Origin of the sequence: Nonlabens sp. (assembly GCF_018401815.1) — a bacterium.
In the GTDB taxonomy this organism is placed as follows: Bacteria; Bacteroidota; Bacteroidia; order Flavobacteriales; family Flavobacteriaceae; genus Nonlabens.
Genome location: NZ_JAGYKG010000007.1, coordinates 37,891 through 52,002 on the forward strand (window position 1 = coordinate 37,891; position 14,112 = coordinate 52,002).

The following is a 14,112-nucleotide window of genomic DNA, read 5'->3' on the forward strand; positions in this document are numbered from 1 at the left end:
ATTTGCAGGGCAAATGGACTTTAAGCATTGGATGAATAAATAAGTATGAGTTATCTTTTTGTAATCGTAAATTCTGATCTACGAGACAATTCATATTCCTCAGACGTACATTTTTTTGATGCGCAATCCACAACTGGAGCTGCCTCTCCACGGCCAACAGCTTTTAATCTAGAGGCCTCCACCCCTTGTGATTCTATGTATTTAATAATGCTATTGGCGCGTCTTTCTGTCAGCGCTAGGTTATAATCATCAGCGCCTCTTATATCTGCATAGGTTTCTGCAAGAATTTCAAGCGTAGGGTATTTTTTCATTAATCCTACTAATCGATCCAGCTCAAGCGCAGCGTCTGGTCTAATATTTGATTTATCCAAGTCAAAATAGATCTTGTTAAGAATGATTTTATCTTCAACAATTTCTGGCTCTGGCATCATGAGTACTTCTACCATAGCTGTTTCTTCTTCAGCAACTGATAGGGTAGCTTCACCACTTTCATATTTATCTTTTGCTCCACGAGCAATAAGTTCTAAGTTGCAATCTGTAGTAAATACCGCTACACCATTTGCGTCTGTAGTCTGCCCTGGCATAGTATTATCCCCTGCATCTTGTAAAGAAACAATAGCACCTGGAATTGGCATTCCTGTTTTTGCATCTACTGCTGTTACACTAACTACTACTTCACAGATTTCAATTTTTTCTATTCCATATACGTCGTCGCCACCTTTTCCTCCTTCACGATTGGAAGAAACAAAACCTTTACCCGTAGCTTCTGAATAAGAAAAACCAAAGTCATCTAAGGGACTATTCACGGGACTCCCCATATTAGTTACTTGACCATCTTTGTACCTGAACACATCTAGACCTCCTAGACCTAAGTGACCATTACTTGAAAAGTAAAGAGTGTTATCATCTGCAACATAAGGAAAGGAGTCGTCTCCAGTAGTATTCACTGCAGGACCTAAATTAACCGGATTAGAAATAAGACCGTCTTTAAGTTCTGCTTTATAAATATCTGTCCCGCCTTGTCCTCCTGGTGCTTCACTTGCAAAATAGATCATTTTTCCATCTTTAGTTATAGATGGATGACCTACTCCATATTCTTTGGATTCTAAAGAAGTAGTAGCAACATCTCTCCACTCTCCACCAGCATTTAATGCTCTGTAAATGGTAAGTTTACTTTCTCCATCTACCGCTTTTTCATAATCTCCTTTATAATAATCTACACGAGTAAAAAATATGTATTTCCCATCTGGTGTAATGTCTAAAGTACCTTCGTGATATTTTGTGTTCACTTCACCCTTTACAAGTTCTGGCTTTCCTACGGTTCCCGCATCATCAATAGTTGCTTCATAAATATCTAAGTAAGGCTCTTTGTTCCATCCATACTTACCTCTATTCTCATTACGAGCACTTGAGAAGTAGAGCTTATTACCTACTTGTAAAGCTGAAAAATCACTTGCCTCCGTGTTGAATTGATGAGATTTAGTGGTAAATAGTTCTTTCATCCCAAGAATCTCATCGATATAATTTGGATGTGATTTGTATTGCTTAGCGCGATCATCTGCAGGTTTTAAAGATGCAAATTGGTTCATTATGGTATTAGAAAGATCGTATTTTTGAGAAGCCTTTAAAGACTGAGCATATCTATAAAGAGTCTCTGCCTGAGGATCATTTTTTATTGCTCTCGCATAATTTTTTTCGGCATTTTTAAAATCACTGTTGTAAAAATAAGAATCTCCTAGTCGTGTGTAAACGTGTTGAGTTCTCACTCCGTTTTTGATCAGCTTTTCATAAGCCTCTGCAGCATCTACATAACGCAGTTGCTCGTATAATTTATCTGCTTTTGCAGTTTTATCGGTTTGTGCTTGCGCGCTCATCGCAACACCAACGAATAAGATTAAAAATATGTATAGTTTTTTCATGGTTGTACTCTTTGCATGTTTAGAATTAGAAGAAACGCGGCGATTGCATCACTTTACGTGGGAAGGCCAAGCCAAATGTTAAAAATACCTCGTGAGAGCTTTCAGCAACTACAGAAATATCGGAAACTATGCGATCATAAGCATAACCTACTTTAATACTCTCTGTGATATTCATTCCTATCAATCCGCTGAAGGAATCTTCATAACGGTAAGAAACTCCTAATTCAAATTTGTTGTTGAATAAAACATTTGTATTCAAATCAAAACTCACAGGAGAATCAAATGCTCCTTTAACCAAAACGTGTGGCTTCAATTTAATATTGTCAGCTACGTCAAAAACGTATCCACCTGTTAAAAAATAGTGTTGCGTCTCACTACCAAAATTAAGGCCGTTTTCATCAAGGTGTGTGCTGTTCAACATGTTAGGAACAGAAAAACCAGCATACCAGTTGTCCCCATAAAGGAAGGCTCCAGCACCAAGATTTAAATAGGTCTCATTAAGTTCTTCAGAAAAAAGCGGATCTCCTGGTTGTGTCGTCTGAACGGTATTCAGATTCACATCAAAAAAGGTAAGTCCTGCTTTAAGTCCTAAGGCTAGGGTAGTTTTTTCACCAACTTGTAACTTATAGGAAAAATCTCCATAGGCATTAGTTTCACTAATCGGACCTATATTATCTGAGATAATGGAGAGGCCTACCCCTGTTCTTTCCCCTAATGGTGTACTACCAGACAGGGTGATGGTCTCTGGTGCTCCAGTGATGCCCGACCACTGCTGCCTGTAAAGAGCTGTGATGTTCACACCATCTTGAGTACCTGCATAGGCTGGATTAATAATATTTTGATTGTACATGTACTGTGTGTACTGGGGATCTTGTTGTGCATGCACTATACTGGTTGCAGCGACAGAGATAAGCAGCCCCATTGCAAGTAATTTTTTCATTCTCACAAAGTTAGTTTTAAGGTTGAGTTTTCAGTTTCAGATGGCTAAATATAGAACGATTCTATTTATGATCTTGAATTTCTTCCTTCTAATTTCTCTTTCGCCTAAGCTAAAGAGTAAAAATAAAGAAATTTAGAATCCTATTGTTATATCTAGTTTGGTGAATATATAAAAAACTACTCCTACTTATTGTTTAACAAAACCATAATAGATTAATGGCATATTTTAGGGTTCAATAGCGTCTTAATTTCTTCTAAACAAAGCAAAAACTGGAAAATGATCACTATACCCCCCTTTGTAATTGCCCCCTACAAATGTTCGGGCTGGCTGACCACGGTATTTCCCCTTCCATTCTCTCAACATAATGCCATCAAAAATATCTGCTTTATAAAAATATAAGGACCCCGATACATGATTATGTAAACTTTCACTAATTATAATTTGATCAAAAAGATTCCACTTAAATTGGTGGTTTAAAGTGCCTCTATGAAACTTCTTTAAAGGAGCAGTAATATTATCAAATCCTTGAGGTAAAATCCCCTTTTTGATACTGTTATTCTCTGGATCATCATTAAAATCTCCCATAATAATTACATGATGTGCCTCATTTATATCTAAATGTGGGTCAATGCGTTTCTTATTTGGATCTTTTATTTCTATGTGTTGAATTAATTGACTGGCAACCTCAACTCTTTTTGCATCGGTAGCCTCTGCACCATCACGACGTGACGGCCAGTGATTTATATAAATATGTACTGGAGTCCCAGCTAAAACTCCTTCTACATATAATATATCTCGAGTAGCTTCTAGTACCCCTTCTTTATTTTTTAACTCTATAACGATAGGTTCTGAATAGCCGAGTTTAAAAACCCGAGTATCATACAGTAAGGCTACATCTATTCCTCTCTCATCCGCACTGTTATAATGAATATAATCATACTTTTTTGGAGCGAGTTTAGGTTGCATAATGAGATCATGAAGCACTTTTTTATTCTCTACTTCTGCAAGACCCACTATCGCTGGTAGCTTGCCTGTGAATTCAAAACCGATCTTACTTATAGCTTCACTTATTTTTTTAAGTTTCTTTTGATACCTGTTTTCTGTCCAATTCTTATGGCCAAATTCAGTAAAATCCTTATCTAATACTTGGATATCTTTTATAGCATCAAAAAGATTTTCTACATTGTAAAAAGCAACAGTATACTGCTCAAAAGATTGGGAAGGAATAGACAAATCCAAAATGTTTTAAGGCTCAAATGTAAGGCATAACTTCCCCAAACTGAAGCAATCCAAATGGGAAATAAAAGTTGAATGCCTTTTAGATATAGGCTGTTTATTTGTTTGTTTTGTAGCCGCTATACCTATTACAACCTTAGGTCCATTCTACTTTTTGGGGCTGCATTAGGAAAACAGTTTCCAGACCGCATGGTATTTGGAACATAGCAAGTTTATTCGGCACCGTACCAAGCGTACTCTAAAAAATAAACTAGGTCTAAAAGTTATTTTTCCATATGGTTTACAATTCCCATTTGTACAGCCAGATTCAGTGCAGCAGTTTGATTTTAAAAAAGGTTTTATTTTATACCGTACTACTTGTTCTATACTGCTAAAGCTAGCAGCATGACCATAAAATGCTGCGTCGCGTCATTGTATAAAACAGATGTCTTAAACTTATAAGTTTCAGAGGGGGTTCCTATAAAGCCTCCTTGGCCTTTTTTTACATTATCAAAACCCGCATCATCTAAAACTATAGCTTCATTAGAGTTGTCAAAGTGTTCAAAGCCAAAAGCGTGAAATTCTAGATCTTTCAATGCTGGGCCAGTATGACAAATAACGCACTATCCTTTACCTGCAAAAACAATAGCACCTCGCTTCTCTCGATCAGAAATAGCATTGTCATCTCCCTTTAAATAATCTTGCCATGGAGAACGACTTGCCAGAAGTGTTCTATTATAAGCTGCAAGCGCTAAGCGCTACATCTGCAAAAGCCTGATCAAAAAGGCATCGGTAACCATTCTTCTTTACAAAATCTTCATCGATTTGAAGTCTGTGCATGTACTGACCAACTAAAGCTTGGGTTTCTAGTTCATGAAAATCCAAATGATTTTCAGGAACTCCTGTCGCTATACATCTAGATTCCGTTTCACAAAGGGGGTTCTTGATAAGTAACATTTACTCCAGTAGGTGCTTGTAATGGTTGTACATGTGCCGAGTCCAGCGCTATGTTTACATTAATTGCCTGCCTTCTCCAGCAAAACCGAAGCCAGTTCCTCCTTCCTCTATTCCTCATCGTAGACCAGAATAAAAGCTGGAAGCTACAGTACGACATGAAGCGCATAAATAAGCGCCTCCCATTAGGCTCTTTTTAGGAACCCTGACTGCAGCTATTTCATGCAATAACAATTGTCCTAAAACAACTTAATGAGTGTTGAATAGATGAAATAGGCCTTGAGGTATCACTGGAAAATCATCAGGTTTTGGCAACAAAGAACGGGTTCTTTATCCACTAGCATTTTGCAATAGCTATTTCTCTAGACGAATGTCTAAGGCTATTTTAGCCAACTCATAATCTTTGATACCTGTACAAGAAAGTAAAAATATAAATGAAATACTTCATAAGTAAGAATAGTGCTCTCCCATTGTGAAAGTCTAAATTAACAACTATTTCTCAACATTGAACTGCTTATGATTTCCTAACCATTAACAGTCTATTACCTTTGCTTCATGAACAGATTACACTATACCTTTATAAACAACCATCAGCCTGTGGTGTTATTGATACATGGATTTCTAGGAAGTATGGAGCAATGGAATTATATAGAGCAAGATTTATTGAAGGCTTATTCATTGTTGAAAATAGATCTTCCTGGGCATGGGTTGACTGCTGAGTTTAAGGAAGACTACACCTTAGAAGAGCTCGGTTTAATGATCGATCAAATCTTAATTACAGAGCGGATAGAAAAAATTCATGTGGTAGGTCATAGTATGGGCGGTTATTTAGCTTGCGCTTTCGCGAAAGTGCAACCCGAGAAAATCTCTTCTTTAACCTTAATCAACAGCATCGCTAGCAACGATACTAAACAACGAAAACTACTGCGCGATCGATCGATACTATTGATAGAAAAGCATCAGGCAGCTTACATAAGCATGGCTATAGGCAATCTATTTACCGAAGAAGAAAGAACCTTATATAAAACTCGTATAGCTTTAATGAAACAACAAGCAGATCAAATTTCCATTAAAAGCATTGTTCAAGCTCTAAAATGCATGCGAGACAGGGCTAATTATTTACCTTTTTTAAAAGGAATTGACTTTTCTATTACCTACATATACGGTGAACAAGATAAAATTGTCACTATGGAACTAGTTGAAAAAGAACAGATTCACTTAGGAGCAAAAGCAAAGCTTATCGACAACGGACACATGTCTTTGTTGATCAACCCTTTAAACCTACTAAAAAATATGTGTTTCGTCGAGTAATTGTGTATTTCAGCATATTTAATTGCTAAAAAATATATATTTAGGCTGGTTATCGTTAGATAATTCATTTTTATCCGTTAAACGCCTTATATATGATTAAAAACTATTCTCCATTAAAAGCATTAGGATGTTCCTTGATAGGTCACCGTTATCAGGTATCCTGTGAAGTGAATGATCATATTCAAGAACTATGTTGTTGTACCTGCCATAAACAAATGACAAGAACAATTTACGGGAAATTTGTGCCGCTTAATGAACGTCATTCAGAAATTAATCGCATTTTAAACCATGTAGATCGCAAAAGAAAAGAAGCAAGAATGTAAATTTACTCTTGAAAACTATTCCACCCCATTGCTTTTATAGGTATTTGTTCACCTCCTCGTGTCACTAAATTAATCCCGTAAGAAGCATCTACCACGTGTCCTATTACCGATAAACTAGGATTTGCTTTTATTTTGGAAAAATCTTCCTGTTTTATAGTAAACAACAATTCATAATCTTCCCCCCCGCTTAATGCAATTGTAGTACTGTCCAAATTAAACTCTTCACAAGCTGTAATCACTGTAGGGTCTAATGGTATCTTATCTTCGTATAAGGTCATTCCTACTTCACTGTGCTTGCATAAATGGATCATTTCAGAACTCAATCCATCAGATAAATCAATCATGCTGGTAGGGTGTACCTCGAGTTCTTCTAATAATTTACAAATATCCTTCCTAGCCTCTGGCTTTAATTGCCTTTCTAATAAATAGCTATAAGCCTCAATATCTGGCTGACTTTGAGGATTAGCTTTAAAAACAGCTTTCTCTCTTTCCAGAATTTGCAATCCCATGTAAGCAGCTCCTATATCTCCAGAAACCACTAATAGATCTCCTTCTCTTGCTCCTTTTCTACGCACGATTTTACCTGCATCTTGCTCGCCTATTGCCGTTACAGAAATAACTAAACCGCTGCGAGAGGCAGTGGTGTCGCCCCCTATAAGGTCCACTCCATAGGTATTACAAGCCATGTGAATACCTTCGTACAATTCATTGACGGCTTCAACAGGGAATCTATTAGAAATAGCAATGGATACGGTTACCTGAGTAGCTCGAGCATTCATAGCATACACATCAGATAAATTCACCACGATCGCTTTATAACCTAAATGTTTTAAGGGCACGTAGCTCAAATCAAAATGCACCCCTTCTACGAGCATATCTGTCGTTACTAACGTAGATTTTGTGTGATTTAAAACTGCTGCATCATCACCTATTCCTGTAATGGTAGAATCTTGTTTGATCTCAAAATTCTTAGTTATAAAATCAATCAGGCCAAACTCGCCTAGGTTTTCTATTGGTGTGCGTTGTGGAGACTTATCTTCTATCATCCTGCAAAATTACGATTTAGGTAAGAATGACCGCGTAAAAACGACCTAATATTTAAGAAAATACTACTCATCAACACTTTGAATAGCACTATACGAGAATATCATAGTTACACTGTATTTACCGCCTCGTGTGTTGTATATTTGTAATCGTTATAAATAAGCTATTTTATATGATAAGTGTATCAGAAACCGCAAAAGCAAAACTCGCTCAACTCATGAGTGAAGAAGGATTTGCAATCGATAAAGACTTTGTACGTGTAGGCGTAAAAAGTGGTGGCTGTAGTGGTCTTTCTTATGATTTAAACTTTGATAAGGAGACTGTAGAAACAGACAAGGTGTTTGAAGCAAACGACGTGAAAATCGCTGTGGATAAAAAAAGTTTTTTGTATCTCGTAGGAACTGTGTTAGAATTTAGCGGTGGTTTAAACGGTAAGGGATTTGTTTTCAACAATCCTAATGCACAAAGAACTTGTGGTTGTGGAGAGTCTTTCTCTCTCTAATAAGTTGATTTAAATGACGCTTTCGCGAAAGCGGTTACAAGAAAAAAAATATGTCAAAATATACAGAAGAACAATTAGAAAAAGAACTCAAGAATAAAGAGTACGAGTACGGCTTCTATACAGACATGAAGTCTGACACCATTCCCGTTGGTCTTAGCGAAGAAGTGATACACATTATTTCTGCAAAGAAAAATGAACCAGAATGGATGCTAGAATGGAGACTACAAGCTTACCGAGTTTTTATAGAAATGGAAGAACCAGAATGGGCCAATGTCACCTATAAAAAACCTGATCTTCAATCCATATCGTATTACTCTGCTCCTAATTCTAAGCCTAAATACGACAGCCTGGATGAAGTAGATCCAGAGTTGTTAGAGACCTTTAAAAAACTGGGAATCTCTATAGATGAACAAAAGAAACTTTCTGGAGTTGCCATGGACGTCGTGATCGACTCTGTGTCTGTAGCAACAAGTTTTAAGAAAACACTTGGAGAGAAAGGAATCATTTTCTGCCCTATTTCGGAAGCGATTCAAGAGCATCCAGAATTAGTAAAAAAATATTTAGGAACGGTAATTCCTCAAAACGATAATTATTACGCCGCTTTAAATAGTGCTGTGTTTTCTGATGGGTCCTTTTGTTATATCCCAAAAGGAGTGAAGTGTCCTATGGAACTTTCTACTTACTTCCGCATCAATGAAGGAGGAACAGGACAGTTTGAAAGAACACTTGTTATTGCAGATGAAGGTAGTTATGTCTCTTATTTAGAAGGCTGTACTGCTCCATCACGTGATGAAAACCAGCTGCATGCTGCTTGTGTAGAATTGATTGCACTAGATGATGCCGAAATCAAATACTCTACTGTTCAAAACTGGTATCCTGGAAATGCTGAAGGAAAGGGAGGGGTATTTAATTTTGTAACCAAACGTGGTATTTGCGAAAAAAATTCGAAAATATCTTGGACTCAAGTGGAAACTGGTAGTGCGGTAACCTGGAAGTATCCTAGTTGCATCCTTAAAGGGGATAACTCGGTTGGTGAATTTTATTCTATCGCCGTAACTAACAATTACCAACAGGCAGATACAGGAACTAAAATGATTCACTTAGGAAAAAACACCAAGTCTACCATTATTTCTAAAGGTATCAGTGCTGGGAAATCTCAAAATTCCTATCGAGGTCTAGTGAAAATAGGTGCCCGTGCAACAAATGCACGTAACTTCTCGCAATGTGATAGTTTACTAATGGGTAATGAATGTGGAGCGCATACCTTTCCCTACATTGAGAACAGCAACAGTACTTCAAAAGTAGAGCATGAAGCTACCACCAGTAAAATAGGTGAAGACCAAATTTTCTATTGCAACCAGAGGGGTATTGATACCGAAAAAGCCATTGCTCTTATCGTCAACGGCTTTTCAAAAGAAGTATTGAACAACCTGCCTATGGAATTTGCCGTGGAAGCACAAAAACTTCTAGAAATAAGCCTAGAAGGATCTGTAGGCTAAACAACAACAACCAACAAATACATTGATTATGAAGCGATTGTTTATTTTAAGTTTCTTAGTTTTAAGTGTAGTCTCTTGTAAAAATGATAAGGAAGCTACACCAGACACCCCAATAGTACAAAAGGCGACTCCAGAAGTTCTTCCCGAAGGACAGCAAGTCTACCGAGGGGAATTTATCTTTCTCACAGATGCGGCGGTACTGACCACGAAAAACGAAATCTATGCTGTGGCCATCGACGATAAGATGAAAGAACTGGATAAGGCAGCACAAGCACTTAAAAAAACCGAATTCGATATGGTGAACGTGGTCATTCACGCTACTGTAAAGCCCAACCCTATAAAAGCAGAATTAGGTGAAGGATGGGATGAAATGCTAACCATTACCAAAATTATAGAAGTAACTCCAGCAACAAGTGCCGATATGTTTAAGACTGGAAAAACATTAGATATTAAAGAAGTTAAATAACAGCTATGTTAAAGATTAAAGACCTTAAAGCAACAATCGAAGGAAAAGAGATCCTGAGTGGAATCAATCTTGAGGTAAAAGCAGGAGAAGTACACGCAATAATGGGACCTAACGGTGCCGGTAAATCTACCCTTGCCAATATTATTGCAGGACGCGAGGAATACGAAATAACTGGAGGCGAGATTTCTCTAGAAGGAGAAGACATCACAGAATTGGATCCAGAAGAAAGAGCACACAGAGGTGTTTTCCTCTCTTTTCAATATCCAGTAGAAATTCCAGGGGTATCGGTTACTAATTTTATGAAAACCGCAATCAATGAAACACGTAAAGCTCAAGGAAAAGATGATATGAGCGCTAAGGACATGTTACAAATGATACGTGAAAAGTCAGAAATGTTGGAGATAGATCGCAAATTCCTTTCCCGCTCTTTGAATGAAGGGTTTTCAGGAGGAGAGAAAAAACGCAATGAAATATTCCAGATGGCCATGCTAGAACCTAAACTAGCCATTCTTGATGAAACCGACTCTGGACTAGACATTGATGCCCTACGCATTGTTGCCAATGGAGTAAATAAGTTAAGGAATAAAGACAATGCCACTATAGTTATTACCCACTATCAGCGTCTTTTAGATTATATCGTTCCTGATTTTGTGCATGTTTTACACAATGGACGTATAGTGAAATCTGGTGGTAAAGAGTTGGCGTTAGAACTAGAAAAACGCGGTTACGACTGGATCAAAGAAGAAATAGAAGCTTAGAAACAACAACTCAAGCGTTGGAGCTACCTAAACCCCTATTTCTTTTCAATAATGAACTTTTAAGTTCGCTTTCGCGAAAGCGAGAAAAATATTAACTATGAGTTTTAAAGACCATATCCTTTCTTCTTTTATTGCCCTAGAAAATGAAGTTGACACCAACAGCTACGTCCATCACATACGTAACGAAGCCTTGAACGACTTTGAACAACTAGGAATACCACAACGTCGAGATGAAGCCTATAAATACACTTCATTAAAGTCTTTATTTAACAAAGAGTACGTGCTTTTCCCTAAAAAAGAAACAAGCATTTCTTATGAAGATATCAAAAAATACCTCGTACATCAAATAGATGCCTATCGAGTGATATTTATAGATGGAATATACAGTTCTCACCTTTCTCAAACGACTCACGATAAATTTGACGTTTGTTTGATGTCTAGTGCATTAAATAATCCTAAGTACGCAGCAGTAATAGAAAAATATTACAATAGACTTGCTACTAAAGACGGGTTGACCTCCCTAAATACCGCATTTGCTAAGGAAGGCGCTTACCTGCATATCAATAAAAATATTGCAGTAGAAAAGCCCATAGAGATCGTTTATTTCTCTACAGGAAATGAAGCACAATTGATGACACAACCCCGCAACCTGGTTGTAGTAGGAGAAAATTCTCAAGTACAAGTTATTGAAAGACACCAAAGTCTGAGCGATAACGCGGTACTGACCAATAGCGTTACTGAAATTTATGCGGCAAAAAAGTCATTAGTAGATTGGTATAAAATCCAAAACGATGATTTAAGTGCATCTTTAATAGATCACACCTTTGTAGCACAACAGGACCATTCAGAAGTGCGCATGCACACCTTCTCTTTTGGAGGAAAATTAACTCGAAATAACTTGAGTTTTTACCAACGTGGAGAGCGTTGTAACTCTGTTCTCAACGGGGTAACGATTATAGAAGGAAAACAACATGTAGATCATTCTACACTTGTACACCATACAGCTCCTAATTGTGAAAGCTTTCAAGAGTACAAACAAATTTTTGATGAGCGTGCCGTAGGTGTTTTTAACGGCAAGGTACTTGTAGATAAGATTGCTCAAAAGATCAACGCTTACCAGCAAAATAACAATATTCTAGTAAGTGATACTTCTACCATTAATGCCAAACCTCAATTGGAGATTTTTGCTGACGATGTAAGGTGTTCTCACGGTTGTACTATAGGCCAGCTAGATGACGAAGCGTTATTTTACATGCAAGCCCGAGGGATTCCTAAAAAGGAAGCTCGTGCTTTATTGATGTTTGCTTTTGCCAACAGCGTGTTAGAAAGTGTAAAGATTCCAGAGATTAAATCCCGTATTACCAAGCTTATCGCAATGAAGTTAGGTGTGGAAATCGGCTTTGATTTGTAAGAGTGTTTTTAAGGATAAATTACTACCGCTAGATCCTAAAAGGTCTAGCGTTTTTTATATCCTTATTTCAGAAAAACAACCCGAAGCCTTGCCTATTCTAAGACCAATTACCTCCCCCTCTCTTTATAAAATATGTCCCACAGCAAATTCTTCTAGGCCATAAAAACAGCAGGAAATCATAAAGCCGTATAAGGATACGTAATATAGAATATGCCTCAAGAGGGGTTAAGCAACTTTTTCTCCTCCTCACTCAAAATGTAACTTGTTTTTACTTGCTTCCGATGATCATACATTCTAAAAAAGTTTTAGGCAACTGATAAAAATACCATGAATTAATAGGAGCAATTTTTAAAAAGCTCTGATCCAACATCTGAATAATAATCAACTTCTTATCCCTTTAACCTCTAGAATCTTGTATTAGTTGATCGGATCCTTAATCAAATAAGAAGGCTTTGAGGCTTTAAAGATTACCCATAGCTATGCCAAATACACATTATTTTAAGTTCTTTATTATCAGGTAGATAAAAGGTTAAACCTTCTATAGATTCATGAATATCGAGTCGATATTCATGAATCTGGACTAATAGCGTTTGTATATGACTTCTTTAATACTCTAAATTTACTTTGTCATTAATGACCAACTCAAAATAGAATTATTCTGCGAGTTTTAATTCACTATTTAACACAGCCTAACAGTGACACAGATTTAAAAAATAGTACAAAAAGAGAAAGCCTCTACAAGGTAAAGGCTCTCACAGGTTTCGCTAAAAACCAAAACAACATTATTGTAGTTCATTTTAAAAGCAACTAAAATACTTGAAATGAAGAACTATTTAAGCTGTTTTGAAGAGTGTAATGCCTATACACTTTAAAAAGCCGTGGTTACCGAAAAACGTTTAGAGTAGGTGGTGTATTTAAAATTGATACTGATGAAAAATTTAAAGAATATAATTAGAGGAGTAAGTTTTGTGCTTTCCTTGTTTATGGTTTTTAATGTTAGTGGGCAAACAAATGGATCAAGGACAGGAGAAAATTTAATATCTATTGATTACGATAATCCAGACAATCCTTATGATGATACTGGGATTAAACATAATGAGATCGTAATGGAGTTTTTAAAGAGATACGGCAATGAAAGGTTAGCAATTCAAAAAACGCTTGATTTGACCAATGAACTTTGTGATGAGCACGAACTTAAAGGCGAAAGACTTACTTTAAAACAATTCAATTATGGAGTGAGTGATATTAAAAATAGTTTTAGTGGTACTGTAGAAAAATCAAATCTTTCCTATACTGGTAAAATAGAACTTCAGCGACTACTTGATTTTATTGTGAGCAATGGTTTTAAAGGTGGTATAGACTTAGAGGAAGTTGTTATTTATATTAAAGATTTCGAAAGCAGTATTATGAAAAACAGAGAATTAACAGAAAGTGACAAAACTTCATTGTTGCAATTAAGCTCTGTAGGAAGACACTCTGTTGGTATGTGGTATAAAATATATAATTCTCCAACAGCTCAAAAAATTGCAGAAAAGAGAACTCCTGGATGGTTAAGGTGGTTGGTAGTAGGAGCTGCCGATGTTGCAGGTGGAGTTGCAGGTGGGGGAGCCTTTAGTGTTGCTACAGGTGTGGCTGCTAGTACTACGACAAACACCTTTATAAGTACAGTAGATAAAGAGAAGTAGTGAGTTATTGTAATGGAGGTTCTTTTAAATAGTTATTTCATTTTTAAAAGAACCTCCATTCACTAATGAAGTTTAATCTAAAAAT

General features: G+C 36.8%; 14 protein-coding genes. 8 read left to right on the plus strand and 6 right to left on the minus strand.

Annotation, left to right across the window (positions count from 1 at the left end):
• Positions 1 to 50: 50 nt before the first annotated feature.
• The 5 genes from KG732_RS12395 to KG732_RS12415 form a co-directional block, all read right to left on the minus strand.
• Positions 51 to 1,919, minus strand: coding sequence for an OmpA family protein (locus tag KG732_RS12395; RefSeq protein WP_300980457.1), 1,869 nt, complete (start codon positions 1,917 to 1,919; stop codon positions 51 to 53).
• A gap of 25 nt (positions 1,920 to 1,944) precedes the next feature.
• Positions 1,945 to 2,859, minus strand: a complete 915-nt coding sequence (locus KG732_RS12400) for a type IX secretion system membrane protein PorP/SprF (protein WP_213524229.1) — start codon at positions 2,857 to 2,859, stop codon at positions 1,945 to 1,947.
• A gap of 243 nt (positions 2,860 to 3,102) precedes the next feature.
• A complete protein-coding gene (locus KG732_RS12405) occupies positions 3,103 to 4,092 on the minus strand; it encodes an endonuclease/exonuclease/phosphatase (RefSeq protein ID WP_213524231.1) in 990 nt (329 codons plus the stop codon).
• A 365-nt stretch (positions 4,093 to 4,457) separates the two neighbouring features.
• Positions 4,458 to 4,670 (minus strand): hypothetical protein, encoded by a 213-nt coding sequence (locus tag KG732_RS12410; RefSeq protein WP_213524233.1) that lies wholly within the window; start codon positions 4,668 to 4,670, stop codon positions 4,458 to 4,460.
• 139 nt (positions 4,671 to 4,809) lie between these two features.
• A complete protein-coding gene (locus KG732_RS12415) occupies positions 4,810 to 5,031 on the minus strand; it encodes a hypothetical protein (RefSeq protein ID WP_213524235.1) in 222 nt (73 codons plus the stop codon).
• Between the two features lie 552 nt (positions 5,032 to 5,583).
• Here KG732_RS12415 and KG732_RS12420 point away from each other — a divergent pair.
• Together KG732_RS12420 and KG732_RS12425 are read left to right on the plus strand one after the other, a co-directional pair.
• Positions 5,584 to 6,339, plus strand: a complete 756-nt coding sequence (locus KG732_RS12420; RefSeq protein ID WP_213524237.1) for an alpha/beta hydrolase — start codon at positions 5,584 to 5,586, stop codon at positions 6,337 to 6,339.
• 92 nt (positions 6,340 to 6,431) lie between these two features.
• A complete protein-coding gene (locus KG732_RS12425; protein WP_213524239.1) occupies positions 6,432 to 6,662 on the plus strand; it encodes a hypothetical protein in 231 nt (76 codons plus the stop codon).
• A gap of 2 nt (positions 6,663 to 6,664) precedes the next feature.
• On the opposite strand, the gene thiL is transcribed toward KG732_RS12425, so the two are convergent.
• Complete coding sequence (thiL, locus tag KG732_RS12430; protein ID WP_213524241.1) at positions 6,665 to 7,708, minus strand: thiamine-phosphate kinase; 1,044 nt, start codon at positions 7,706 to 7,708, stop codon at positions 6,665 to 6,667.
• A 170-nt stretch (positions 7,709 to 7,878) separates the two neighbouring features.
• Between thiL and KG732_RS12435 the strand changes: the two genes are divergently transcribed.
• The 6 genes from KG732_RS12435 to KG732_RS12460 all read left to right on the plus strand — a co-directional run bounded on the left by KG732_RS12435 (position 7,879) and on the right by KG732_RS12460 (position 14,027).
• The gene (locus KG732_RS12435; RefSeq protein ID WP_213524243.1) at positions 7,879 to 8,208 is read left to right on the plus strand and encodes an iron-sulfur cluster assembly accessory protein; all 330 of its coding nucleotides are present in this window, start codon (positions 7,879 to 7,881) and stop codon (positions 8,206 to 8,208) included.
• Positions 8,209 to 8,258: 50 nt separating this feature from the next.
• Complete coding sequence (gene sufB, locus KG732_RS12440; RefSeq protein ID WP_213524245.1) at positions 8,259 to 9,707, plus strand: Fe-S cluster assembly protein SufB; 1,449 nt, start codon at positions 8,259 to 8,261, stop codon at positions 9,705 to 9,707.
• Between the two features lie 28 nt (positions 9,708 to 9,735).
• Positions 9,736 to 10,173, plus strand: a complete 438-nt coding sequence (locus KG732_RS12445; protein ID WP_213524247.1) for a component of SufBCD complex — start codon at positions 9,736 to 9,738, stop codon at positions 10,171 to 10,173.
• A gap of 5 nt (positions 10,174 to 10,178) precedes the next feature.
• Complete coding sequence (gene sufC / locus KG732_RS12450; protein WP_213524249.1) at positions 10,179 to 10,931, plus strand: Fe-S cluster assembly ATPase SufC; 753 nt, start codon at positions 10,179 to 10,181, stop codon at positions 10,929 to 10,931.
• 97 nt (positions 10,932 to 11,028) lie between these two features.
• On the plus strand, positions 11,029 to 12,342 hold the full coding sequence (gene sufD / locus KG732_RS12455) for a Fe-S cluster assembly protein SufD (RefSeq protein WP_213524251.1): 1,314 nt from the start codon (positions 11,029 to 11,031) through the stop codon (positions 12,340 to 12,342).
• 929 nt (positions 12,343 to 13,271) lie between these two features.
• Positions 13,272 to 14,027 (plus strand): hypothetical protein, encoded by a 756-nt coding sequence (locus KG732_RS12460; RefSeq protein WP_213524253.1) that lies wholly within the window; start codon positions 13,272 to 13,274, stop codon positions 14,025 to 14,027.
• The last annotated feature ends 85 nt before the right edge of the window (positions 14,028 to 14,112 follow it).